General features: G+C 67.5%; 27 protein-coding genes. 14 read left to right on the forward strand and 13 right to left on the reverse strand.

Annotation, left to right across the window (positions count from 1 at the left end; all coding sequences use genetic code 11):
• Window positions 1-30: 30 nt before the first annotated feature.
• From AB4078_RS00510 to AB4078_RS00520, 3 genes are all read right to left on the reverse strand, one after another.
• On the reverse strand, window positions 31-723 hold the full coding sequence (locus AB4078_RS00510) for a DUF222 domain-containing protein (protein ID WP_441975528.1): 693 nt from the start codon (window positions 721-723) through the stop codon (window positions 31-33).
• A 128-nt stretch (window positions 724-851) separates the two neighbouring features.
• On the reverse strand, window positions 852-1280 hold the full coding sequence (locus AB4078_RS00515; RefSeq protein WP_441975529.1) for a MarR family winged helix-turn-helix transcriptional regulator: 429 nt from the start codon (window positions 1278-1280) through the stop codon (window positions 852-854).
• A 255-nt stretch (window positions 1281-1535) separates the two neighbouring features.
• Window positions 1536-2114 (reverse strand): TetR/AcrR family transcriptional regulator, encoded by a 579-nt coding sequence (locus AB4078_RS00520; RefSeq protein WP_441975530.1) that lies wholly within the window; start codon window positions 2112-2114, stop codon window positions 1536-1538.
• Between the two features lie 192 nt (window positions 2115-2306).
• Between AB4078_RS00520 and AB4078_RS00525 the strand changes: the two genes are divergently transcribed.
• The 12 genes from AB4078_RS00525 (at window position 2307) to AB4078_RS00580 (ending at window position 14732) form a co-directional block, all read left to right on the forward strand.
• Complete coding sequence (locus AB4078_RS00525) at window positions 2307-3968, forward strand: CocE/NonD family hydrolase (protein WP_441975531.1); 1662 nt, start codon at window positions 2307-2309, stop codon at window positions 3966-3968.
• The gene (locus AB4078_RS00530) at window positions 3965-4432 is read left to right on the forward strand and encodes a DUF3237 domain-containing protein (RefSeq protein ID WP_441975532.1); all 468 of its coding nucleotides are present in this window, start codon (window positions 3965-3967) and stop codon (window positions 4430-4432) included. The genes AB4078_RS00525 and AB4078_RS00530 overlap by 4 nt, the downstream gene beginning before the upstream one ends.
• 274 nt (window positions 4433-4706) lie before the next feature.
• Window positions 4707-6188: an ABC transporter substrate-binding protein gene (locus AB4078_RS00535; protein ID WP_441975533.1), complete on the forward strand. Its 1482-nt coding sequence runs from the start codon at window positions 4707-4709 to the stop codon at window positions 6186-6188.
• Between the two features lie 34 nt (window positions 6189-6222).
• Window positions 6223-7170, forward strand: coding sequence for an ABC transporter permease (locus AB4078_RS00540; protein WP_441975534.1), 948 nt, complete (start codon window positions 6223-6225; stop codon window positions 7168-7170).
• Window positions 7167-8030, forward strand: coding sequence for an ABC transporter permease (locus tag AB4078_RS00545; RefSeq protein ID WP_441975535.1), 864 nt, complete (start codon window positions 7167-7169; stop codon window positions 8028-8030). Before AB4078_RS00540 ends, AB4078_RS00545 begins: the two co-directional genes overlap by 4 nt.
• Window positions 8027-9712, forward strand: coding sequence for a nickel ABC transporter ATP-binding protein NikE (nikE, locus tag AB4078_RS00550; RefSeq protein ID WP_441975536.1), 1686 nt, complete (start codon window positions 8027-8029; stop codon window positions 9710-9712). The genes AB4078_RS00545 and nikE overlap by 4 nt, the downstream gene beginning before the upstream one ends.
• Complete coding sequence (locus AB4078_RS00555; RefSeq protein ID WP_441975537.1) at window positions 9700-10179, forward strand: DUF3237 domain-containing protein; 480 nt, start codon at window positions 9700-9702, stop codon at window positions 10177-10179. Before nikE ends, AB4078_RS00555 begins: the two co-directional genes overlap by 13 nt.
• A 59-nt stretch (window positions 10180-10238) precedes the next feature.
• On the forward strand, window positions 10239-11915 hold the full coding sequence (locus AB4078_RS00560; RefSeq protein WP_441975538.1) for an amidohydrolase: 1677 nt from the start codon (window positions 10239-10241) through the stop codon (window positions 11913-11915).
• On the forward strand, window positions 11912-13174 hold the full coding sequence (locus AB4078_RS00565) for a flavin-dependent oxidoreductase (RefSeq protein ID WP_441975539.1): 1263 nt from the start codon (window positions 11912-11914) through the stop codon (window positions 13172-13174). The genes AB4078_RS00560 and AB4078_RS00565 overlap by 4 nt, the downstream gene beginning before the upstream one ends.
• Window positions 13167-13634 carry a DUF3237 domain-containing protein gene (locus AB4078_RS00570; protein WP_441975540.1) on the forward strand — a complete coding sequence of 156 codons (468 nt, stop codon included), beginning with the start codon at window positions 13167-13169 and terminating at the stop codon, window positions 13632-13634. Before AB4078_RS00565 ends, AB4078_RS00570 begins: the two co-directional genes overlap by 8 nt.
• 121 nt (window positions 13635-13755) lie before the next feature.
• Window positions 13756-14451, forward strand: coding sequence for an aldo/keto reductase (locus AB4078_RS00575; RefSeq protein ID WP_441975701.1), 696 nt, complete (start codon window positions 13756-13758; stop codon window positions 14449-14451).
• Window positions 14379-14732, forward strand: a complete 354-nt coding sequence (locus AB4078_RS00580; protein ID WP_441975541.1) for an MBL fold metallo-hydrolase — start codon at window positions 14379-14381, stop codon at window positions 14730-14732. The genes AB4078_RS00575 and AB4078_RS00580 overlap by 73 nt, the downstream gene beginning before the upstream one ends.
• A gap of 140 nt (window positions 14733-14872) precedes the next feature.
• Here the strand turns inward: AB4078_RS00580 and AB4078_RS00585 are convergent, their stop codons facing one another.
• From AB4078_RS00585 to AB4078_RS00625, 9 genes are all read right to left on the reverse strand, one after another.
• Entirely contained in the window at window positions 14873-15037 is a 165-nt protein-coding gene (locus AB4078_RS00585) for a hypothetical protein (RefSeq protein WP_441975542.1), read from the reverse strand.
• Complete coding sequence (locus tag AB4078_RS00590) at window positions 15034-16125, reverse strand: fatty acid desaturase family protein (RefSeq protein WP_441975543.1); 1092 nt, start codon at window positions 16123-16125, stop codon at window positions 15034-15036. The genes AB4078_RS00585 and AB4078_RS00590 overlap by 4 nt, the downstream gene beginning before the upstream one ends.
• Before the next feature lie 54 nt (window positions 16126-16179).
• Window positions 16180-16959 carry a GAF and ANTAR domain-containing protein gene (locus tag AB4078_RS00595; protein ID WP_441975544.1) on the reverse strand — a complete coding sequence of 260 codons (780 nt, stop codon included), beginning with the start codon at window positions 16957-16959 and terminating at the stop codon, window positions 16180-16182.
• A gap of 37 nt (window positions 16960-16996) precedes the next feature.
• Window positions 16997-17698 carry a GAF and ANTAR domain-containing protein gene (locus tag AB4078_RS00600; protein ID WP_441975545.1) on the reverse strand — a complete coding sequence of 234 codons (702 nt, stop codon included), beginning with the start codon at window positions 17696-17698 and terminating at the stop codon, window positions 16997-16999.
• Window positions 17699-17726: 28 nt separating this feature from the next.
• Window positions 17727-18074 carry a diacylglycerol kinase family protein gene (locus AB4078_RS00605; RefSeq protein ID WP_441975546.1) on the reverse strand — a complete coding sequence of 116 codons (348 nt, stop codon included), beginning with the start codon at window positions 18072-18074 and terminating at the stop codon, window positions 17727-17729.
• Between the two features lie 24 nt (window positions 18075-18098).
• The gene (locus AB4078_RS00610) at window positions 18099-18617 is read right to left on the reverse strand and encodes a hypothetical protein (protein WP_441975547.1); all 519 of its coding nucleotides are present in this window, start codon (window positions 18615-18617) and stop codon (window positions 18099-18101) included.
• A 776-nt stretch (window positions 18618-19393) separates the two neighbouring features.
• Window positions 19394-19993, reverse strand: coding sequence for a hypothetical protein (locus AB4078_RS00615; protein WP_441975548.1), 600 nt, complete (start codon window positions 19991-19993; stop codon window positions 19394-19396).
• 109 nt (window positions 19994-20102) lie between these two features.
• Complete coding sequence (locus AB4078_RS00620; RefSeq protein ID WP_441975549.1) at window positions 20103-20303, reverse strand: hypothetical protein; 201 nt, start codon at window positions 20301-20303, stop codon at window positions 20103-20105.
• Window positions 20304-20418: 115 nt separating this feature from the next.
• The gene (locus tag AB4078_RS00625) at window positions 20419-21015 is read right to left on the reverse strand and encodes a TetR/AcrR family transcriptional regulator (protein WP_441975550.1); all 597 of its coding nucleotides are present in this window, start codon (window positions 21013-21015) and stop codon (window positions 20419-20421) included.
• 83 nt (window positions 21016-21098) lie between these two features.
• Between AB4078_RS00625 and AB4078_RS00630 the strand changes: the two genes are divergently transcribed.
• Window positions 21099-21485: a DUF1304 domain-containing protein gene (locus tag AB4078_RS00630; protein ID WP_441975551.1), complete on the forward strand. Its 387-nt coding sequence runs from the start codon at window positions 21099-21101 to the stop codon at window positions 21483-21485.
• Window positions 21486-21528: 43 nt separating this feature from the next.
• Complete coding sequence (locus AB4078_RS00635; protein WP_441975552.1) at window positions 21529-22569, forward strand: NADP-dependent oxidoreductase; 1041 nt, start codon at window positions 21529-21531, stop codon at window positions 22567-22569.
• A 124-nt stretch (window positions 22570-22693) separates the two neighbouring features.
• Here the strand turns inward: AB4078_RS00635 and AB4078_RS00640 are convergent, their stop codons facing one another.
• A complete protein-coding gene (locus AB4078_RS00640; protein ID WP_441975553.1) occupies window positions 22694-24265 on the reverse strand; it encodes a Na+/H+ antiporter in 1572 nt (523 codons plus the stop codon).
• Between the last annotated feature and the right edge of the window lie 188 nt (window positions 24266-24453).

Consider the following 24453-nt stretch of genomic DNA (forward strand, 5'->3'; position numbering starts at 1 on the left):
GCGCGGCGAACAGCGCCGACACGTATCCGTTCACCGCAGCGACGATGGGGGCGCCGTGCGCGGCGTCGAAGTCGCCGTCGAGATGGATGTGCCCGTCGCACTCGTAGATGGAAGCGACTGGCGGTCGCGCTGATCCTGCTCTCGCGGGGCGACCCCGTCCGGATCCAGCCACGCCTCGGCGCGGGTCACCAGCCGACGCACGTCGTCGTGCGACAGGCCCGCCGCCTTGTCCACCAGCAGCCGCTCGGCCTCGGCGGTCCGCGCCGCGCCGATCTTCAGGCGTACCCGGTCGAGCAGAGCGATGATCACTGCGGCCGCCTGAGCGCTCAGCGCGCCTGAGGAGAGGGCTCGCTGAGCCGCCGGATACTTCGCCGGCACGGGCTCCCCGATCAGGTTGGTGCGCGGGGCCGTGGCCTCGCCGACCTTGACCAGCCGCGACGCGTCGCCGGCGGTAGCACCCGTCGTTGTGGCGATCAGCTGCGCGGCGTTGCGGAATCCTTGCTCCTTCGCGAGCGAGTCCGCTCCCAGTTCGGTGCGGGACTCGTGTGCCACGCAGGCGGCGACCTCGGCGATCATCGCTCCGGACCGGCGATGCAGGAGCCCGAGCGCCTCCGTCGCGGCCATCAGCTGCGTGCGGGAGAGCTCACCCGCGTCGCCGGCTCCGCCCCACACCTCATCGAGACGCTGCAGCGCCTCATGCAGGGGATGGAGATGTCCGGTCATGCCCCGATTCTACGCCGCACGTCCTCGACATTCAAACATATCTACGAAAGTTGTGGAGAACTTTCCTAGAATGACAACTGTGACGGAACGAAGGCGATCGACGGCGACTTTCATAGATCCGTCCGTATTCATCGTCGGCGCAGCTTCTCCGCCAGCGTCGTCAGCGTGCGCAGTTCCTCGTCGTCCAGGGTCGACATGCGCTCGGCGATCGAACGGCCGTGCGCGGTGGCCAGCTGGCGGAAGGCGCGCCTTCCCGTCTCGGTCGCGTGCACGAGGGATCCGCGTCCGTCCTCCGGATCCGGGCACTTCTCGAGCAGTCCGCGGGCGACCATCCGATCGACGAGTCGCGAGACACTGGGCTGGCTGATCAGCATGTTCGCCGTGACCTCGCGCAGGCGTGCCGTGTGCGACGCGCAGCGGGTGACGGTGAGCAGCACGTCGTATTCGGCCGCCGAGAGCTCGGCGCCCTCGAAGTCGGTCGACATCTCGGTGAAGATCTCGTGCTGGGCGCGGAAGAGGGTCTCCCACGCGGCCAGGGCCAGCTTCCGGTCGCTCATCGCCTCAGGATATCCGCCGGCGGGGACGTCGGGCGCGAGCGCAGTAAAGGCCGGTCGGAGAGGCTTCCGACCGGCCTTTGTCCCTTGCACCAAGAGTGTCCTGCAATCACATGCGATGAGAGCCACAGCAAACTTTCACCGTGCGATCAATCTATAACGGCGGGGTAACGAATGCAACGGTTTGGTCACGGTCTGGGTGGATTCATAAGAACGGATTCGATGTATTCGGCCTTGCTGGCGGATGCTCCCCGGCGCTCACATGACGAGGAGTGTCGCCACGAGGACTTCGACTGCCGATCGAACCCGCATCGTTCGTCCGGCGTCCGGGTCGAAGTCGCCCATGAAGACGTTTCCGAGCGCAGCGGAAAGCGTCCCATCGGCCACGGACGCGCGGCGGTCGGGCCCGGCATCTGGAAACTCCTCCGCAGCGAGGTCCGAAAGTTGCTGACGAGTCCGCGCATACGCTTCGGAGAGGATCTCAGCGATTGCTGGTTGCTTCCGTGACAGCTCGACGAAGCCGAGGACGATAGCGTTCTCCGCGTCGGATCTTGTGAATTCTTCGCCGAATAGGAAGTCAAGGGCGCCGCGAAAAGTCGCGACTGTTCGCGGGAGGATCGTGGGCTGCCCGTCCTCGTCGCTGAACACATGCCTCGCGGTCTCTGCGAGCAGCTGGTCTCGGTTGCCGACGAAATGGCGTACGTGCCCTCGAGACATCCCGGCGGCCTCCGCGATGCGGTCCAGCGAAGCGCCGGCAACGCCGTGCTGTGCCAGTGCCTGCATCGTCGCTTCGATGATCTGGTCGCGGCGCTCGGCGGCGACGGTCGGACGTGCCATGCGGGTCCTTTCGCCTTCGGGAGATCGACCTTCGCAGAATATCCCTATGATTCCGATGTTTCTAGTCTAGTCGGACTTGACTAAGTTAGATTTCGCTCATATCGTCACTCTCACAGCCCGCGCATCGCTCCGGACGACCCACCCGAAGGCTGCATGCCGACGTCCGCAACCGCTTCGTCCCGAAGGAGAGACATGGTTCGTTTCACTCGCATCGCACCGGCACCGGTGAGCCCGCTCGCTCGACCGGAGCAGGTGAGCATGCGTGATGGCGTTCGGCTCGCGACCGATGTGTACGTCCCAGGCGGCGACGCGGTGCCGGGTGATGCGATCCTGATCCGTCTGCCTTACGACAAGAGCGGTGACTACGCGTTCATCCACCTCGTGGCCGAGTACTTCATGGCGCACGGCTACCGTGTCGTCGCACAGGATGTCCGGGGCAAGTTCCGTTCCGAAGGTGAGGCGCTGCTGTTCGTCAACGAGGTGCGTGACGGGGAGGACACTCTCGACTGGATCGTGCGTCAGCCGTGGTCCAATGGTCGTGTTGCGATGTGGGGTGACAGCTACTACGGCTACACCCAGTGGGCGGCAGCCGCGAGCGGTCACCCGGCACTCAAGGCCATCGCGCCCCGAGTGACGGGCACGCTGCTCGGCGAGCCGGTGCGCCGACGAGCCGACGAACGCGCCGGTGGTGTGGAGTGGGCCGTGACGTACCTGTATCCCGTGAGCCATTTCCACGGGAACGACACGTATCTGTGGGAGCCTGACTGGAGTCGGCGTGAATTCGCGACGCAGGTCGAGCAGTTCCTCACAGAGGTGGGCGAGCGCTCGATCTCGTATGACCAGTGGTATCCCCGGCCCGTGCTCCTGCCACGCTTCCCCCAGGGCACCCCGTTCGCCGCACGTTCCGTTCCGGTTCTGCACACGATCGGCTGGTGGGACAACTGTGCGCCGTTGAGCTGGGCCGACGTCGCCGAGGTCGAGAAGCACCCGGCCTGGGCCGCACACCACCATCTCCGGATCGAGTCCATCGACCATGAGGGACACGAGCTGCTCGAGCCCGACAGCGATCGAGTCTCGGAGCGCAGCGAGGATCAGGTGCGTGCACTGCTGCCGCGCACGCTGGATCCCGCCCTGGCGTTCTTCGAGATCTACGTACGCGGCAATGGGGACATCGCTTCGATCCCACGAGTGAGCTGGAACCTTGCCGGAACACACGAGCAACGAGTCAGCGACACCTGGCCGCCGCAAGGCGTCCGCGAAACCGCGCTGGTCGCCATCGCAGACGGCACTCTGCGGATCGCGGCGAACGTGGACGAGCCGCCGAGCACCAAGACGTGGATCCACGACCCCGCCGACCTGGTGCCGTCCAGCGCGGAAGACGCGTTCTCGTTCTTGCGGGAGCTGCCCGACGAGGCACCGATCGGTGACCGTGACGACGTGATCGTCTTCACATCAGACCCCGTCACGCAAGACGTCGACCTTGTCGGGCCGGTCACGGCTCGGGCCCGGGTGTCTTCGGATGGTCCCGTCATGGATCTGTTCCTCCGGCTCCTGGACCTCCGGCCCGACGGCTCTGCCCTGCGGATCGCGCGGGGGCAGCGGCAGCTGCAGCAGGCCTACGACCCAGGGGATCTCGAGATCGACCTGGGACAGGCTGGCTACCGACTCCGCGCCGGGCATCGCCTCCGGCTGCACGTATCCAGCAGCGACTACCCGGAGTTCATCCCCCAGACCGGCACCGGAGGCGACCCGTGGCAGGGCGGCGCGACCGCGCGCAACCTGCAGACGGTCTTCCTCGGTGGGCCTGACGGCCTTCGCCTCACCGTCTCGATCCTGCAAGGAGAGCTCGCATGACCCCGAACCCCGAGCACCCGCCACAGACGACCGAGCGTGACCCCCTGCGGGAACCGCTGCTGGAGTTCGCCTTCGAGATCCGCGTCGACGTCGCGGCCGACCTGCACGTGGGCCGCGGCGCGAACGAGCGGCTCGCTTTCACGCCGATCACCGGGGGCACCGTGGACGGCCCGCTGCTGCGCGGCGAGGTCCTCGCCGGCGGCGGAGACTGGTCCGTCCAGCGCGACGATACGTTCCAGCTCGAGGCGCGGTATCTTCTCCGCACCGACGACGGCGCGACAATCGACATCCTGAACCGCGGCTACTACCGGGAGACCGAGAACCCAGACAGCCCGTACTTCCGCACCGCGCCCGTGTTCCAGACCGACGCTCCCGCACATCGCTGGCTCGCCGAGCACCAGTTCCTCGGCCTCGCTCGGGACGAAGACCAGCAGATCCGCATCAGGGTCTTCGTCGTCCGCTGACTCCCCTCTGCCCGAACACTGCAAACACCACCCTGCGCAGCGAAGCGCAACCCGCGGGCGGCCGATGACGACCGCCCGAAGACCCGAGAGGCCCCGAACCATGCAGCGCACCCCATCCGCACGTAGCGTGCGGCTCGCCACGGCAGTCATGATGACCGCCGCCACCTTGCTCGTCATCACCGCTTGCGCGCCGCGAACGGCGAATGGCGATTCGAGCACTCCGCCTGTCGGCGCGGACACGCTCGTCTCGTCCCTTCCCGCAGCGACGAAATCCGTGAACAAGGTGACGTGGGCCGTCGTTGAGGGCGAGCCTGCGACGCTCGACCCCGCATCGTCGGCGAATGTGATCACCCCGAACCTCTGCGACAACCTGCTGAAGCTCAACCCTGACTTCTCGATCTCCGCCGGGGTCGCTGAGAAGGCCGATTGGGCAGATCCCGTCACCTTCGAGATCAAGGTCCGCTCCGGCGTCACCTTCTGGGACGGCACCCCGGTGACCGCCGCCGATGTGGCCTACAGTCTCGAACGAAACCGCAACCCGAAGTCGCAGTGGTATGCGTCCTTCGCACTGATCCAGAACATCGAAGTCGCCGGTGACGACACCGTGCGCGTGCACTTCAGCGCTCCCGACACGACGTTCCGTGACGCGCTCAGCGGTGCTGGCGGCGCTGTCATGAGCAAGGCTTTCGGTGACAAGGCAGGGGACGCGCTCGGCACCTCCGGCACCGGCCTGATGTGCAGTGGCCCGTACGAGCTCGGCACCTGGAAACCCGGCTCCGAGATCGACGTGATCGCGAACACGCACTATTGGGACGGTGCAGCGAAAACGAAGAACATCTCGTTCGTGTTCGTCACCGACGGCTCCACCCTGACCACCGCGCTCACCGGCGGCGAGATCGATGGTGCGTTCAACGTCCCGCCGGGATCGCGCGACGCGCTCAGCGGAAAGGGCGCTGGCCGCCTCGTTGTCGGACCTTCGACCGCGTCGTACAGTTTCGGGCCCGCCTCGTCCACCAGCGCCGCGGCCAACCCGAAGATCCGGCAGGCTCTCAGCCTCGCGATCGACCGGAAGGACTACATCCACACCGTCGTCCAGGGCTACGGCTACCCCCAGAAGACGATCGTGCCCCCTTTCGTCTGGGCCAACATGGACGCGAAAGATATCTACCAGAAGGCCTACGACGCGCTCCCGGAGCAGAAGGTGGACATCGCCGCGGCCAAGAAGCTCGTAGCCTCCAGCGGCGTCGACACCTCCAAGCCGCTCGTGCTGGCGATCCCGGCGGGATCGAAGGAGCTGTCACAGACGGCCGCGATCATCCAGTCGGCGGCCAAGCAGATCGGCCTGACCGTGACCATCGACGAGCGTCAGCCCGCCGACTTCGGAGCGCTGTTCTTCGACGCCTCTACAAGGGCAGGGGTCGACTTCGTCGCAACCACGGGCTACTTGGAGACTCCTGGCGTGCTCGGCTATCCGCAGTTGTTCATGCTCCCCGCGGAAATGGGTGGCGTGTTCAACTGGACGGATTACTCCAACCCCACCGTGACCTCCAATCTGCAGGCGGCGCGCACGGCGACCGATCCGAAGACCGCGGCCGAGGCTTTTGTCAAAGCGCAGGAGGCATTCGCCCCGGACCAGCTCCAGATCACCCTTGCCGGGGCCTACCAGCTCACGTACCTGTCGTCCAAGCTCACCGGGGTCGTCACGTCCGTAGCGATGTACAGCTCTCCGTGGGCGCTGAAGCTCGGCGCGAAGTAGTCCGGGCCCGGCCGGCTGAACGAAAGGCGATGACATGATCGGATCCGTGCTCCGGAAGCTGGGCGGGCTGGCGCTCACCCTGTTCCTCGCGAGCGTCGTGATCTTCGCCGCCCTCCTGGCGACCCCCGGCGATCCCGTCGCGGCGATCGCCGGGGGGGCTCGGCCGACACCGGAATTGATCGCCCAAATCCGGGAGCAATACCGGCTCGACGATCCGGCGTGGCTGCGATATGTGCACTGGCTGGGCGGCGTGCTCACCGGCGACTTCGGACACTCCTTCGTGTACAAGACCGATGTCGCGACGCTGGTGGCCTCCCGGTTCGGGATCACCCTGCAACTCGTCTTGCTGACCACGTTGTTCATCGTTGTCCTCGGCATGGGCAGCGGCATCCTCGCCGCTGTGCGCGGCCGTGGCACCGACGCGGTCGTGTCTGTGCTGACGTCGCTGGGGATGGCGCTGCCGACCTTCGTCGTGGCTATCCTGCTGATCTGGGTGTTCGCCACGTCGCTCGGCTGGTTGCCCAGTTTCGGTGCGGGCTCCGAGGGTCTGGACCGTCTAGCGCACCTGCTGCTGCCAGCATTGTCCCTGGCTGTCATGTTCATCGCGTATGTGAGTCGGGTCACACGTGGGGCACTGGTCGCGCAGATGCACTCCGAGCATGTCGAGACCGCGACGGTGCGCGGCATCCCGCGTGGGCGTGTCTTCCGGATCCATGTCTTCCGGAACGCGTCACCGCAGATCCTGGCGATCTCCGGAACCACCATCGCAGGGTTGTTCGCGGCCTCGGCCATCGCCGAGCAGGCGTTCGGGCTCGGCGGGATCGGCTCGCTGCTCACCGAAGCCGCCGCCCGTAAAGACCTGCCCGTCGTGCAGATCGTCTCGCTCCTGCTCGTGACCGTGTTCGTTGTCCTCAACGCCATCGCGGATCTGCTCAGCGCCGCCATCGATCCCGACTCGGTCGGAACCAGGAGGTCAGCATGAGCGTCGGACAACTCACCCGCGGGCGCGTTCCCGCGACGGCGCGCCGTACCGCCCGTCGCAATCCCCTCGCCATCGCCGCGCTCGTCGTCTTCGGAGTCATCGTGATCGGCGCCGTGGCAGGCCCCTGGATCGCCCCCTACCCGCCGGACATGCTCCATGCGGGACCGATCGACGGACCCACAACCGCGGCAAACCTGTTCGGCACCGACGATCTCGGCCGGGACATCTTCTCCCGGGTTCTGGTCGGGGCGGCGCCCAGCCTTTTCGGCCCTGTCGTCGTGGTCCTGCTGTCGACGGTTCTTGGCGTGACGCTCTCGATCACGGCCGCATGGTTCGGTGGTGTTGTCCGCGGCGCGGTCGCCCGGCTCGTCGATGTGATCTTCGCGATTCCGGGGCTCGTCCTCGCGGTGCTCGCGGTGGCGATGTTCGGCAAGGGCCAGTTCGCCCCGATTCTCGCACTCTCGGTCGCGTACATACCCGTCGTCGCTCGTCTCACTCAAACTGCCGCGTCCCGGGAACTGGCTCTGCCATATATCGCCGCACTGAGAATCCAGGGCGTGTCCAATGCCGCGATCTGTTTTCGACACCTGGTCCCCGCCCTGATACCCGTGATCGCAGCGCAGGCCACGGTCGGATTCGGCTATGCCATGCTCGACCTCGCTGCGATCTCGTTTCTCGGCCTCGGCGCACAGCCACCCTCGGCCGACTGGGGGGCCATGATCGCCGGTGGTCAACCCGGGCTGCTGCAAGGTGCCCCTGAACAGTCCGTGTTCCCGGCGGCGCTGATCGTCGTCACGGTCCTGGCCGTCGGGGTGCTCGGCGCCCGGGCCACCATCTGGGCAGAGGAGAAGGAACGATGACCGCTGCTGTCCTGGAGCTCCAGGGGCTTGGTGTAGCCATGCCCGGCCCAGATGGCCTGCAACCGCTCGTGCGTAACTGCACGCTCTCCGTCGCAGCTGGTGAAGCGGTCGGACTCGTCGGCGAGTCCGGTTCCGGGAAGTCGCTGAGCGTGCGCGCCATCGCGGGCCTGCTTCCCGAGAGGTTCGTCACCACCGGCACCATCAGCGTGGAAGGACAGGACCTCGCCGGACTGGGCGCGCGGGACCTTCGGGAGCTCCGCGCCCGGCGTATCGGCATGGTGTTCCAGACGCCTCGCGCACATCTGAACCCGTTGCGCACGATCGGCGACTTCCTCACCGAGGCGCTTGTGACCGTCGCCGGGGTGCGCCGCGATGACGCGGAACGTCGCGCGGTCGAACTGCTCGATGAGGTCGGTGTGACCTCACCAGAGCGTCGGCTCCGGCAACATCCCGGGGAACTGTCCGGGGGATTGTTGCAGCGCGTCATGATCGCAGCCACCCTCGCCATGGATCCTGTGCTCTTGCTTGCAGACGAGATCACCACTGCGCTGGATGTCACCACTCAAGAGGAAGTGATGGCGGTCATCGGCGATCTGCGTCGCCATCGTGACCTCGCCCTGCTCTTCATCACGCACGATCTCGCCTTGGCTTCCGCGGTGTGCGACCGGATCGTCGTGATGAACGAAGGCACGACAATCGAGACGCTGCATGCCGCGACAATGCGCGCCGATGCACGAGAGGACTACACCCGTACCCTCCTGTCGGCCTCATTGGACGACGCACGGCCCGCGGAGACGGACAGCGACGCGGCTCCGCTCCTCGTCGTGGACGGTCTCGGGAAGTCCTATCAGGTGCGGACCGCGCGCGGTCGCGGACACGAGACCCTGCAGGCTGTCGATGATGTGAGTCTGTCACTCGCCCCCGGAGCGTCCCTGGGCATCGTCGGAGAATCCGGTTCCGGCAAATCCACCACCGCTCGCATTATCTGCGGCCTCGAGGCGGCGGATGCTGGTTCCGTCGAGGTCGAGGGGCGAGACTGGAGCGCCCCTGCTCGCAGTGCAGCCGAGCGGCGTGCTCGCGCCCAGGTCGTGCAGATGGTCTTCCAAGATCCGTATCAATCGCTCGACCGCCGGCAAAGCATACGGCAAGCGCTCACGGAGACCCTGCGCGTGCACCGCCCCGGTGATGATGACGCTGCGATCCGGCGGCGCATCGCGGAACTGATGTCAGCGGTGCGGCTGGACGAGGCGCTCCTCGATTCCCGTCCCCGCTCGCTCTCCGGGGGCCAGCGGCAGCGCGTCGCCATTGCTCGCGCACTCGCTGCGGAGCCACGAATCCTCGTCCTGGACGAAGCCGTCTCGGCACTGGACCGGACAACCCAGGTGGAGATCCTCACGCTCCTCGAACGCATCCGGCTCACAACGGGCGTCGCCCTGCTGATGATCACTCATGACCTCACCGTCATCCGCCGGTTGTGCGACGAGGTCATCGTCATGCGCGATGGCCGTGTCGTGGAGCGCGGGCCGGTCGATGATGTGCTCGACGATCCACGGGCCGAGTACACGCGGGTCCTCCTCGACTCGATCCCGAGGGAAGGGTGGAAGCCCCGCCGCCGGATTACCGCCCGCACCGCGGCCCTTCCTGTTCACAGTCCTTCCCGTACCCGCCCATGGCGGCGGTGATCCGATCGGAGACATTGATGGAACCTGCTCTCGAGTACTGTTTCGATCTGCGTGTGGCGGTCGACTCGCCGCGGCGCATCGGCAGCCAGACCGCGGGAGAGTTGCATTTCACCCCGATCACGGGCGGCACGGCAGTGGGGCCCCGATTGCTGGGCCGCGTTCTCCCCGGCGGTGGCGACTGGTGGGTCGATGGAGGTGAGACTGTTCGGCTCGACGCCCGCTACCTGCTGCAGATCGACGACGACGTCGTCGATGTCGTCAATCGCGGCTATTGGCGAGCGAGTCCTGCCGCGATCGCCAGCCTCGAAGCGGGCGAGCGACCAGCCGAGGAAGAGCTCTACTACCGCACGGCATTCACGTTCCAAACCGATGCACCAGGCTTGCGATGGCTGGCCGAATCGCAATTCATCGGATACGCGACCGGGACACCCGACCAGGTGCACATCCGGGTGTTCCGTGTCGTCTGAGCGCCTGTCCCGCCGACCACCGAACTGCCCGCTGACCGCTTGAATTTGAAGGAGACCCCATGACTGTACCCATCACCGCCGATGTCTGCATCGTGTCCGGTCGCGTCTTCGACGGGCGGATCCGCACGGCCGACACGGCTGTCGCCATCGCAGGCGCCAGGATCCTCGCCGTCGGCGACGACGATGCAATTCGCGCCCTCGCCACCGCTGACACACGCATCATCGACGCCAGCGGCGCGCTGATCCTGCCCGGCTTCATCGACGCCCATGCTCACGCGGCGTTCGCCGGTGTGGAGCGGCTCAGCTGCGACCTCACCGCTGCACGCACCGCTGAGGAGACACTCGCCCTGATCGCCGAGGCCGCGGCGGCGACGGATGCGGAGTGGGTGACCGGCGGGGGCTGGAGCCACGAGCTGTTCCCCGAGCCCACACGGGAGATGCTGGACGCGATCATCCCGGGCCGTCCGGTCGCGCTCAGCGACGCCGGGCACCACACGCTCTGGGTGAACTCCCTCGCCCTGGAACGCGCAGGCGTGGACCGGGACACTCCGGAGCCCGCGAACGGACACATCTACCGTGACACGGACGGCAATCCGACCGGATACCTGAACGAGACCGCCGCCGAACTGGTCGGCCGGGTGGTCCCGCCCGCCACCGATGCCGAAATCATCGCCGGGCTGCGCAACGCGCAAGAGCACCTGTGGAGTCTCGGGGTGACGGGCTGGCATGAAGCGATCCTCGGCGAGTACAACGGCAAAGCCGACTGCACGAACGCCTACCGCGCCACCATCGCAGACGGATCCCTGCGCAGCCGCGTCTCCGGAGCGCTCTGGGTCCCGCCAGGACTCACCGTCGAAGACGTGCCCGCTCTGGTGGCGCGCTTCGTCGCGCAGCGCGCCGAGAACGCGCAGGCCGGATTCGTCACCTCCACCGCCAAGGCGATGGTCGACGGGGTGCCGCACGGCGGAACAGCAGCGCTTCTGGAACCATACTGCCCGCACGCCGGCCCGATCGGCACAGGTGAGCTGCACATCTCCGCGGAAGCGCTCGAGGCGCTCGTCATCGCCCTGGACGCCGAAGGATTTGCCATGCATCTGCACATCATGGGAGACCGCGGTGTCCGGGTTGCCCTCGACGCCGTCGAACAAGCACGGCGCACCAACGGCCCCGGCCCACGGCACCACTTCGCGCACCTGTCGATGGTGCACCCCGACGACGCCCGCCGGTTCGGACCACTCGGCGTCACGGCCAACGTACAAGCGCTGTGGGCGTCCGAGGACACCGCGGTCGTGCCGATGATCGGAGAGGAGCGCATGCGCGCCGGCTACCCGTTCCGCGCGCTGCTCGACAGCGGTGCGGACCTGGCGATGGGATCGGATTGGCCGGTTTCGCCCGCCGAACCCTGGCTCGCGATCCACGTCGCGGTGAACCGCTCCTTGCCCGGCCCCGCCGGCCCTTCCGCGCCCCTGGATGCTGGGCAAGCCCTGACACTGACGGAAGCGCTTGCCGCCTACACCAGCGGATCCGCCGACCTCGTCCTCGGCGGAGGCGGTCGCATCCGGGTCGGCGCGCGAGCAGACGTCGTCGTCGCCACAGCCGACCCCTTCGAGCTGCCTGCCGCAGCGCTGATCGGAGTCGGCACCGCCGTCACGATCGTGGCGGGCGAGATCGTACACACGGCGCCCGCACCATCCCCCAACGTCGAAACCGCAAACCTCGAAGAGGGACAGCTATGAGGATCATCATCGCCGGTGCCGGCATCGGCGGACTCGCCGCCGCGCTCAGCCTGGAGGCCGCCGGCTTCCGCGATATCGTCGTCGCCGAACGCAGCCCTGAACTGCTCCCGCTCGGCGTGGGCCTGAACCTGCTACCGCACGCCGTACGCGAACTCACCGAGCTTGGGGTCGCGGACCGCGTCGCCGAACTCGGCGTCCAGCCCGGCACCCTGTCCTACTACAACCGACAGGGGCAGCTCATCTGGAGCGAACCGCGCGGACGCGACGCAGGCTACGCGTGGCCACAGCTGTCCGTGCACCGGGGACGCCTGCAGTTACTGCTGCGCGACCTCGTGACCGAGCGACTCGGTGACGTGATCCGCCTCGGCCATCGGCTCGTCAACGTCGACGGAACGGAAGACGGCTCGACCGGCGCAACCGCGCGCTTCGCGCTCCCCGACGGTGCAGAGACCGAGCTGGCGGGCGACATCATCATCGGAGCCGACGGGATCCGTTCCGCGCTGCGCGCCCAGTTCGCCCCTGGCGAGGGCGACCCCGTCTGGAGCGGACTCACCCTCTGGCGCGGAACCGCGCTGATGGATCCGTTCCTGGACGGACGAAGCATGGTCATGGTGGGCGACGGAGAACAGAAGTTCGTCGCCTACCCCCTCGCCGGGCCCTTCGAAGACGGGCGCGTTCGAGTCAACTTCATCGCCGAGCAGCGCGGCACCGGCGTCGCAGACGCCGATTGGAACCGCTCGGTCGAGCGCGAACCGATCGCTCGACTCTTCGACGGCTGGACATACGACTGGCTGGACATCCCCGCGATCATCGAAAACGCCGAAGAACTGCTCGAGTACCCGATGGTTGACCGGGACCCGCTGCCCGGCTGGGTCCACGGGCGCGCCGTCCTTCTCGGCGATGCCGCCCACGCCATGTACCCCAACGGTTCCAACGGCGGATCTCAAGCGATCCTGGACGCACGCACCCTCGCGTACCAGCTCGCGACCACGACAGACATCGATGCCGCCCTCTCCGCCTACGACGCCGACCGTCGGCCCGCGACGGCCGCATTGCTGGAGCTCACCAGGCAGACTGGGCCAGAGCGCGTCATGCAGATCGCCCGGGAACGCGCACCCGAGGGATTCGCTGACGTGCACGATGTGATCAGTGAGGACGAACTCCAACAAGTAGCGCTTGAATACAAGCGCGCCGCCGGATTCGACCCGTCACGCCTGAACGCCCGCAGCACGCTCTCCGTCCCCTCCGCACGTGGTTGACCCGCTCACTCTGACGCCCGTCTGCGAGGTGATCGTCGAGCTCGGGGAACCACTCGAGCTCGGCGCCACCCGCGACGGGAACAGGAGAATCACACCCATCCTTGGCGGCAAGCTACGCACCGTGGCGGGAGCCCCGTTCGGCGGACAGCTGTCTGATGGTGTGAGAACCGCCGAACTCCGAGCGGTGATACTGCCAGGCGGCTCGGATCACCAGTTGATCCGACCCGACGGCGCGATCGAGATCGACGCACGATACGCGGCACAGACCGAAGATGGCTTCATCGTGGGCATCCACGCGGTCGGGATCCGCCGACTCTCCAGCGACGGGACCTATTTCCGCGTCGCTGCACGGTTCGAGACCGCGTCGCCCACCCTGGCCTACCTGCAGGACTCGCTCTTCATCGCAGACGGCATACGCGAGCGCTCAGTTGTTCGCCACGTGGTCTATCGAGTCGACTGAACCGATATCTCAACGAGTCAAAGCTCAGCGGTGTACTGACGGTCACTGTTTATCGGTTTCCGGCGGGCCTAGCGTCGATGCCATCAGCACCGTGAATCTCACTTTGAACAACGGCGTCGTGATGCCGGTCCTCGGCTTCGGCGTCTTCCAGACCCCGCCGCCCGAGACGAAAGAAGCCGTCGCCGCGGCCCTTGCGACCGGGTACCGGCTGATCGACACCGCGGCTGCGTATGCGAACGAGCGCGGCGTCGGCGACGCGATCCGCGAGTCCGGTCTCGCCCGGGACGAGGTCTTCATCGAGACGAAGATCTGGATCAGCGACTACGGATTCGACCAGACGCTGCACGCGTTCGACAAGAGCGCTCGCAAGCTCGGCGTCGACCAGATCGACCTGCTGCTCCTGCACCAGGCCCTGCCGGGCGAGTTCGACAAGACCCTCGGCGCCTACCGTGCGCTGGAGCAGCTGTACAACGACGGGAAAGTGCGCGCGATCGGGATAAGCAACTTCATGCCGAACCACCTGAACGCCCTCCTCACGGAGACCGAGGTGGTTGACCAGGGGAGGGCGTCCAGGTCGCCCTCCCCGGTCGGCGAGACGGAGTATGAACAATCAGAGCGAGGTGCGCGAGTTCCACACGACCCGGCGCGCCAGACTGACCCCGGAGCAGGCGGGGATCATCGGCGGAGGCCGCCGCCGCGTGACAGGCCTGCGTCGCGGGGAGGTCGCGATGCTCGCCGGGATGAGTGTGGACGACTACCGACTGGGAGCATCTCGTCACAGGTGCGCACGCGGTCGGCGCAGCCGCACAGAAACTGACGCCGCTCGGGAAGCAGCTCGAGCTCTTCGACGGCGACCATGTCGTTGCTCCCGGCATCGATGCCCGCTGGGCCGCCGGGCACACGCCAGGTACCACGGTCTTCGTGCTCTCGTCCGGTTCCGAGCGGGCGGTGCTGCTCGGCGACGTGGTCCATTCGCCGATGCAATTCGGCGAACCCGACTGGACCGTCGTCTGGGACGTCGACCCTCAGTCGCCATCTGACTGCATGGCTGACTGTCTTGCGTGCCAGGGCATCTCGTTGTCAGGGCAGGCCACGTAGACGGATCGCGGATGCAGGAGAAGTCCGCGTCGGGTTCCGCCATGGAGATGGCTCTGACGACACGCCCGCACCTATGCCAAGGCCTCCGCGAACGACTTCTGGTCCGCAGAATGACCGGTTCGACCAGATCCCGCGTCCCGTCACCGTCTCTGGCTGCGGTTGATCACTCGACGGGTGATGCCGATGGTCACGGTGCCGACGAAGAGGACGATGCCGACGATGGCAAGCCACAGGAGCCCCTTGAACGCGAACCCGACGATCGCGACGATCGCCCAGATCACGGCGAGGAGGATGATGACGGTCATATGCTCTGCCTCATTTCCAGGAGAGGACAGGCGAACGGATCGTGCTCTCCGAGGCCCACCCGGTTGATGTAACGCAGGACGATCCCGTAGGAGGCCCAGAGTCCCGTCTGCACGTACGGGACGTCGTGGCCGCGGCAGTACGCGGCGATGATCGGCGCGGCATGCTTCAGATAGGGCCGAGCCATCGAGGGAAACAGGTGGTGCTCGATCTGATAGTTCAGCCCGCCCATCGCGACATCGACGAACCAGTTCCCGCGGATATCCCGACTCATCATCACCTGACGACGGAGGAAGTCGAGACGCATGCCATGCGGCACGAGCGGCATGCCCTTGTGGTTCGGGGCGAAGGAGACGCCCATGTAGAACCCGAACACTCCGAGCTGCACGGCGAGGAACACGGCGCCCTTGTCCGGAGAGAGCACGAGGAAGACGAGCGTGAGGTATCCCAGGATCCGGATCAACAGAAGGGCGATCTCGACCGGGCGCCGCGCGAGCGGTTCCCGATGGAAGACGCGGTACACGCTCGAGGCGTGCAAGGACACCCCTTCGAGCAGCAGGACGGGGTAGAAGAAGACGCCCTGGTGGGAGATGACCCAGCGCGCGAACGGCGGCCGCTCCCTCGCGGCCTGTTCCGGGGTGAAGGCGATCACGGGAAGATCGATGTCGGGGTCGGATCCGATCATGTTCGGGTTGGCGTGGTGCCGGGTGTGCTTGTGCTGCCACCATCCGTAGCTCATTCCGACGAACAGGTCTCCGAGGATGAGGCTGACCCAGTCGTTCCAGCGACCGGAGCGGAAGATCTGGCGATGCGCGGCATCGTGCCCGAGGAAGGCGATCTGCGTGAAGAGGACGGCGAAGAGCACTCCGGTGAACATCTGCCACCAGGTGTCGCCGATCACGATGAACAGCACGACTGCCGCGGCGACCACCACGGGCACGCAGACCAGCTTCGTCCAGTAGTAGCCGTATCTGCGGCGCATCAGCCCCGCGGACTTCACCATTCGCGCCAGATCGGTGTAGTCGCTGTTGCCGGCCTGGTGCACCGGGCCCAAGCTCGATGCAGGGCGACCGGCGTTCCGGACTGTCATGATCCCGCTCCTCTCGGCGTCGCGCCGGGGTCTCGAGCGGATCTGCTTCCTAGGCTACTCCTGTTTGCGCGCGGCGGGTCGGCGAGAGCTCACACGCTCGTCCTCGTGCGATGCCGTCAGGGCCGAGATCGGGAGGGAACGGTTCGTGATCGCCTCCGCGAGGGCGTGGAGCGAAAGGTTCCGATCGCGGGCGTAGCGTCGCAGCAGTGTGAAGGACTCGTCCATGGACGTGCCGTTGACCTGGGCGACCGCCCCCTTGGCCTGCTCGATGAGGACCCGGCTGTCGAGAGCCCTCTGCAGCTGTTCAGCGATGAGCTGCGCGTGCGCGGAGATGCGTTGCTGCAGGATGCTGATGGTGGCGACATCCGCGAGCGCTTGGGCCGCGCTCGCGTCACGGGCGCTCAACGCGCCGACCGACGTGCCGAAGAGGTTCATCGTCCCGATCGTGTCTCCGCGCAGCCGCAGGGGGATCGCGTGCACGGAACGGAAGCCGCGCCGTAGCGCCTCCTCCTGGAACGCAGGCCAACGGGCGGCCGCGGCGACATCGGGCACCGAGACCTGCTCGCCCGTCGCGAAACAGTCCAGACACGGGCCGGCTCCGGCGGCGAGCTGCAGGACCTCGACGAGTTCGGCGCTCTCCGTGGTCGAGGCGACCACCTGGAGCTCCCCGTCGGCATCGAGGAGCAGGAGCCCGCCCGCCTGCACGTTCACGATCTCCGTGCACTCGCTGACGAGCGTGTGGAGCAGGTCGACGACGTCGTAGTCATCGGTGAGCGAGTCGGCGACCATCACGAAGGCGGCGTTGAGACGGTGCTCTCTGGATGCGCTGGTCATGTGCCGCCCTTCCTTGTCTGACATGGTATGCCGGGGATCAGCCGGGCAGATCGCGGAAGTCGAGCGCCCGGTCGACGACGTCGAGGGCGACGTCCTCGAGTGGACGCCCCGTCGAGAACGCGTACGCCCGCAGGATCTCGAGAGCCTCGGCCGTGGTCACGTCCAGTTGGACGAAGACCATGCCGACCGCCTGATGCACTTCGCGGCGCAGGCTATGCCGCTTTGCCTCCGGGCTCCCTTCATCGGCGGCGGCGCGCATCGCCTCCCGCACCGCCGGGGCCGCGACCCGTCTCGCGAGGGAGAGCGCCCGAGCTGTCGCATCGCGATCGAGCACCCCTGGTGTCCGTCGATACAGGTCGACGACGCCCAGCAGCACCGGGCCGGTCAGAATCGGGAAGGCGAACAACGCGCCGACGCCGAGCGTCGGGAGGCCGGCGCCGAAGACAGGCCAGTCCGGGTGGCTCTCCCGGGCGACATCCGTGCTGAAGGATGGCTTCGCCGTGCGCGCCACGACCCAGCGCGGGCCCTCACCGAGAGCGAATTGCATGGCGTCGAGACGTTGCGCAAGGGCATCGCTCGTGCACACCGTCGTCGCGTCGCCGTCACGGCGAAGTACGGAGATCGATGCACCGGAGACCGGCAGCAGCTCAACGAAGGGCGCACAGAGGTCATCACCCCACTCCCACTCGGGGATACCCGCCGGGGGAGCGCCGCTCCCCGCATGGAACGCGTCCGTCATGAACCGCTCGCCATCGCTCTCGAGGGAGTCAGCACGCTGTGCGCGATGCCCTGGAACGCGAGTCGAACCAGCCGAGTCGCGCCTTCGTGGCCGCGCTCGTGTTCTCGGCCATCTCCGCATCGAGCGCCATCGCGATTCCGGTTCCCTGCATCACCTCTGCGACAGCGTGGACCGTGCCGTCGCCACCCGCGGCGATGACCACGTCGGGATCGTTCGCGAGTGCGACTCTCACCGGGTTGAAGACCACCGCCGCGCGCTTTCGCCCCGATCCGAGAGTCGAGGAACGGCTGTCGAAGGACGCATCGTCCTGCGTGGGCCGGAGAGCTGCACCCCGCATTGCTGTGTCGCCGCGCGGACGCGCGCGGATGTCATCCATACGCCCTCTTCGTAGGTGTCGTCCCTACGCGCGGACGGCACCGCCTTCTTCGACCCAGTCCTCGATGCGCGACTCGTCGTCCAAGACGTCGACAGCCGGACGACGGGTGAAGGTCACCGACTCGGCCAGCGCCGCGACGTCGGCCGCGCGCGCCTGTTCCCGATCGGAGGCGTCCTGGAAACGACCGGCGGCGACTTCGCGCTCGGCCTGCAGGGAGGCACTGATCTCGGCCAGGAGCTCGGCGATGACGCTCCCGAGTCCATCGCGGAGCTCCTCCAGGTTGGTGTTCGTGATCTCCAGGCGACGGTCGGCGACGTGCAGCTCGACGGTCGAGTATCCCTTTGCGGACAGGCGGGCACGCATCTCGTTGCCCTGGATCGCGGCGACCTCGTCGCGATCCGTCTTGCGCGTGAACACCGCTTCCACGGTGTAGCGGTCCGGAGCGTCCTTCGTCATCAGCGTCGCGGGGAGCGACCCGATCAGAACCGATCTCAGACCCAGCAGTTCGGAGCTCAGCTCCGCGTTCTTCACTTGTGCGTTCATAACCGGACGTTACGCCCCCAACATGTGCGGACTCACAGGCGCGGATCGCCCTGCGCGTCGGGCATACGTCGTGACCGGTTCCGAGAAACGCGGAGGGTCGAGACCCCGGATCGGATCGAGCTGCTGACCACGATGCCGTTCCGGTTCGATTTCGACACGGGCGTCCCCGTGAGCCTCGATCCTCGCTTTCTCGGGATCCTCGAGTCGACGATCGACGATCGACGATCGACGATCGACGAACCCGACGGAGTCGTCGTGCCCGATATCGCACCCTCGTGATCACATCGGAGCGGCAGACGCCGCGAGCAACCCGGTCGGCCGCAGCAGCGCCGCGAGGGCTGGAAAGCCCCTGGCGCGCACGGAGTCACGGGGCGAACCGCAGGGGAGAATCGGGCGCGGCCCCCCTCTCGCGTGAAGTGCGCGTAGACTCCGGACAGGAGCTCGACCATCTTGGGCCGGGGACGCAGGGTTGAGCTCCTGTTCGGCGGGGCGTTCATCGTGCGGGCGTGCAACGACGCATGGTGGTGCGGTGGACGTCCTTGAATGCGTGTGAGAGAGCGGCGTCGTTGCCCTGGTCCGCGCTGAGTGCGAGAGACCACGCGAGTGTCTGGGAACCTCGGCAGCTTGAGTTGTCGCTCTGGAGTGTCCGAGCACGGGCCGAGTCGAATCCTGACACCTGTCATGAGACAAGTTGCGAACAAGGATCCACCGCCGAACCGCGGGACCATGTCGATCTCCTGTCTCACGTTCTGACAACTTCCGTGAGATCGAACAGGTCAGCGCAGGATCGGAACCCGCCGCACGATCGGCAGGCGCTGCCAGGACGCGTCGAGGCTCGCCGTGCGTGCGGCGGGCGTGATGGCGAGCCCGATGAGGACCAGGGCATAGACCAGGTGCTCGTCGATGATCGGGTTGGTCGCGCTCTGCCACACCGCGAGCCGCAGCAGCACCATGAGGGCCACGCCAGAGAGCGTCGCGATCCGGGTGGCGATCCCGAGGAGGAGCGCGATGCCGACGCCGCCCATGCCGAGCATGAACAGCCAGTCGATCACGACGTTGCCCGCCAGCCCGTGGAACAGGGGGGACAGCGGGCCTTGGGTCCCGAACTGCAGGAATCCGGTCGTGGGTGATGCGCCGTGGATCCATGCGGCGGCGCCGAACAGGTCGACGGCTCCGGTCTTGGGGTCTCGGCCCGTGCTGAATCCGAGGGCGAACGTCTTGTCGAGGAAGGCCCACAAGAACACCAGCGCCATCGTGATCCGCAGGACGGGCCACACCACGCGGAGAGGCGATGCGGTTTCGTCGGAGGGCGCGCGGAGCGGGCTCGCCGTCTCCGCAGCAGGGGTGTCGGTCGATCGGTCGGCAGTCGCGTTCATCGTCTTCATCTCCATCGCTCGGCGCGCACAGGGGACGGAGGCCCCCGTGTGAACCACGAGGCGAGGACGCGGCAGGTTCACGGGATCCGGGAACCCGCAGAACTCGCGGCTATTTCGCGCGCTGCTCCAGCTCGCGGATCCGGGCCTCCAGGGCGGCAATGCGGTCGTAGAGATCCACCAGTGTGACGCCGTCCGCCACGACACCTGGTCGCCGCCAGTTCGCGCGAACGAATTCCTCATGCGTGCGGAACTCTTCGCGCCGTCGGTAGCCGGGGCCCCCTGGTAGATCGAAGCCACTGAAAAAGCTCATGCGTTCCCTCCGCTGCGTTGGCCGGCCGGCTGCTGACATCCAATCACGTCGCGATGATGCCGGCCTCGGGAGGACGGCCCACCCGATCACAAGACTCCAGGTGCGGCCGAGACGATCAGGATCCGGCTCGCGTGCGGAGTGTGAGGAGCTCGATCGCCGACGCCACGCCGCGTGCCGCTTCGGCGGCGTCGATCCGCGCCAGGGCGAACGCCGCGACGACGCTGCTCGTGATCGCGGTGACCAGCCGTTCGCGACCTTCCGCATCGAGGCGAGGGTCGTGCGCCTCCACGCCGCGGGAGAAGGCATCATGGAGCTCCGCACGATAGTCGGCGATCACGCGGGCGACCTTCGGATCCTGCGCGATCGGGGCGCCGGCGGCGTTCACGAGGAGGCAGCCGTGCGACGCGGGCATCGAGGTCAGGGTGCCGAACGCGTCGTGCAGGCCCTGCAGGTAGACGATGATCGCGTCGGGTTCGACGCTCTCGCCGGACAGGGGCCGCAGTCGCGGGCGGACGACCTCGTCGAGGTAGCTCTGCACGGCGGCGTCGAACAGTCCGCGCTTCGAGCCGAACGCGTTGTAGATGCTGGAGCGGCTGAGGCCGGTCGCGGACTCGAGCTCGGGGATCGAGGCGCTCTCGTAGCCGACCGACCAGAACAGCGTGCGGGCCGCGCGCACCACCGTGTCGCGGTCGAAGCTCTGCGTGCGTGCCATGGGCGCTCCTTTTGTGTAACGGTCGGTCTAGTATATATTGGACAGGTCGTTACAGAAAAGGTTTCACCCAGAGGAGTCCCATCGTGGTTGTCGCAGGTCTGATCTTCGCCGGAGTCGCGGCGCTCGTGCACGTCTACATCTTCGTCATGGAGTCGCTGGCGTGGACTACGCCCCGTGTGCGCGCGACATTCGGCACGAGCGAGGAGGAAGCGCTCGCGACGAAGTCGATGGCGTTCAACCAGGGCTTCTACAACCTCTTCCTCGCGATCGCCGTCGTCGTGGGCATCGTCTTCTTCACGATCGGGGCTCCCGCCGTCGGCGCGACCCTCGTGTTCGTCGGAGCAGGATCGATGGCCGCTGCGGCGCTGGTGCTGCTGCTGTCCAGCCCCGACAAGCGGGCTGCGGCGCTGAAGCAGGGCGTGATCCCCGCGATCGCGGTCGTCATTCTGGCCGTCGGCGTCACGCTCTGATCGCCCCCTGTCCCGCACACCCATCCCCTCACGAAGGAGTTCCATGTCCACTGCCCTGAGCACCCAGATCCAGCTCGCGAAGCGTCCGGTCGGCTGGCCGACGCCGGACGACTTCCAGACCGCGGAGGTGGTCTACGAGGCTCCCGCCACCGGCGAGGTGCGCGTGCGCAACGAGTTCGTCTCCGTCGACCCGTACATGCGCGGGCGCATGAACGACGTCCGCAGCTACGTCCCGCCCTTCGCGCTCGGAGAGACCATCACCGGAGGCGCGATCGGCCGTGTGATCGCGTCGGAGGCCCCCGAGCTCCCGGTCGGCACCCTCGTGCTGCACCAGCACGGCTGGGCCGACGTGGTGCAGGCCGACGCATCGACGTTCCGCGCCGTGCCCGAGGTTCCCGGCCTCTCATCCTCGCTGCGCCTGCACATCCTCGGCATGACCGGCCTCACCGCGTACGTCGGGCTCACCGCGATCGCCGGGCTGAAGCCGGGCGACACCGTGTTCGTCTCCGGTGCGGCCGGCGCAGTCGGCACCGCGGTCGGCCAGATCGCCAAGCTGCTCGGCGCCGGGCGGGTCATCGGCTCTGCGGGTACGCCCGAGAAGGTGGCACTGCTGACGGAGAAGTACGGCTACGATGTCGCCTTCAACTACAAGGACGGCGACGTGCGCGCCCAGCTCGCGGCCGCAGCGCCGGAGGGCATCGACGTGTTCTTCGACAATGTAGGCGGGGATCACCTGGAGGCGGCACTCGACGCGTTCAACGACGGCGGCCGCGCGGCGCTGTGCGGCGCGATCGCCGGCTACAACACGACCGACCGCACGCCGGGGCCGGACAACCTGGCCAACATCATCACCCGCGCTCTGACGCTGAAGGGCTTCACGCTCGCGGCATACCTCGGCCTGGCGCCGGAGTTCCAGGAGAAGATGGCGGCCTGGTTCGCCGAGGGGAAGATCGCCTACGACGAGACGATCGTCGACGGCATCGAGAACACCGTCGACGCGTTCCTCGACATGATGCGCGGCGCCAACACGGGCAAGATGCTCGTGCGCGTCGCCCCCGCGGAAGCCGCGGCGCAGCTCGCCTGAGCGCACCGGATCGCACGGAAGCGGCGGGGGCCCGAAAACCCTGCCGCTTCCGCGTCACTCCGCGAAGAACGTGAGGATGCTGTCGTCCGGGGCGGGACCAACGAAATCGCTCGCGACGCAGCGGTCACTCGTGTCGCTCCGCCGACGCCGGCGTGAAGTGCAGCGCGTCGCGGTCGAGCCGGGTCTGCAGCCGGTGGAGTGTGGCGTCGCTGATTGCGCCGTCGTTGCGGAGGCGGATCACGACGTCCCGGGTGTGGTCGACGAGGGCGAGGCTCAGCGCGGCGTAGTCGTGGTCCAGGTCGCGCCGGGTGCTGCGTCCGGGTTCCGGTGAGGCGTCGATCCGCTCGAGCCGTTCCCGGTACTCGTTGACGACTCGTTCGCGCACGTGATCGGGCGCTTCGATCCCCTCGGCGAGGGAAGGCGTCGCCTCGATCGCCGAGCGCAGCGCGGTGCGGTGCGCTCGGGTGAACTCGGCGGACACCATCGAGTCGGGCTCGAGGCGCGCCCAGCGGATCACGGCAGGCAAGAGCATCCCCTGCGCGAGGATCGTGAGGACCACCACCCCGGTCGCGACGAAGATGATCTCGGCGCGACCCGGCATCGCCGCGGGCACGGCGAGTGCGACGGCCAGGGAGATCGCACCGCGGAACCCTGCGACGGTCGACACAACCCTGGCGCGATGCGTCATCCGCTTCCTGCGCTGGGCGGGGCTGCGGTCCACGAGCCGGATCCCCCAGGTCGTGATCATCTGGAACGCGAAGCGGATCAGCAGGATCGCGATCCAGATCAGCACGCACAGCAGCACCAGCATCGGGAGGCTCTGCAGGGGGACCGCGCGCATCGCCGACTGCGCTTCGATCCCGATCAGGACGAACAGCGCGCCGTTCAGCGTCGTGGTCGCCAGCGTCCAGAAGCCGTCCCGCTGCTGCCGGGACTGCGGGGTGCCGGAGCGCGGACCGGTGCGACTCAGATACAGCCCCGCGACGACCACGGCGATGACGCCGGAGGCGTGGATCTGCTCGGCGGCGAGGAATGCGGCGAAGGGCACCAGCACCAGCGCGGCGTTGTGCAGGAGCGGATCGTGCAGGCGCCGGAGCACGACGGTCCCCAGAAGACCGCCGAGAAGGCCGATGACGGCCCCGCCGCCGTACGCCACACCGACGAGGGTCGCGATCTCCCCTGCGGAGTAGTCTGCGCCGCTCGCGGCCATCCCGATCATGATCGTGTAGATGACCAGCGCGGTGCCGTCGTTGACCAGGCTCTCGGCCCGCAGCTGGACGATGTTGCGGTGCGGGAGCGCGCGGGCGAGTGCTCCCACGGCGGTGGCGTCGGTGGGCGCGAGCGCGGCGCCGAGGACGAGCGCGGGCAGCCATCCCCAGCCGAAGGCGACGCCGATGCCCGCCGCTCCGAACGTCGTCGCGACCACCAGCAGCGTGCTCAGCAGCAGGATGACCCGCAGATCGCGGCGGACTTCGCGCAGCGGCGTCATCAGCGCCTCCCAGAACAGCAGCGCCGGCAGGAACAGCACCAGCACCGCATCGGACGGGAGGTGGATGTCGCGCACCGCCGGGATGAACCCGACGAGCAGCCCGAGGAGCAGCTGGAGCAGCGGCGCGGGAACACGAAGCCGCGGCGCGGCCCAGGACGCCGCCACCACGAGGGAGCCGACCAGGACGAAGGTGATGAGCGGATCCATGAGCAGTCCTCTCGGGAGACGGGACGATGCGGCGAAACAGGATCCCGCCATCGCGACGCCGACTCGAGGAGCTTCGCCATGCCCAGGGTCGCACCCCCGTGTTTCCAGCCCGTTGCGGGCAGGGGTGGGAGCGGTTTCGCGTCGTCCTCCGAGGTCTTCCGGTGAGGGGATCGGATCCGCACCGTGAC

Source organism: Microbacterium sp. 2MCAF23 (genome assembly GCF_052115565.1).
GTDB lineage: Bacteria > Actinomycetota > Actinomycetes > Actinomycetales > Microbacteriaceae > Microbacterium.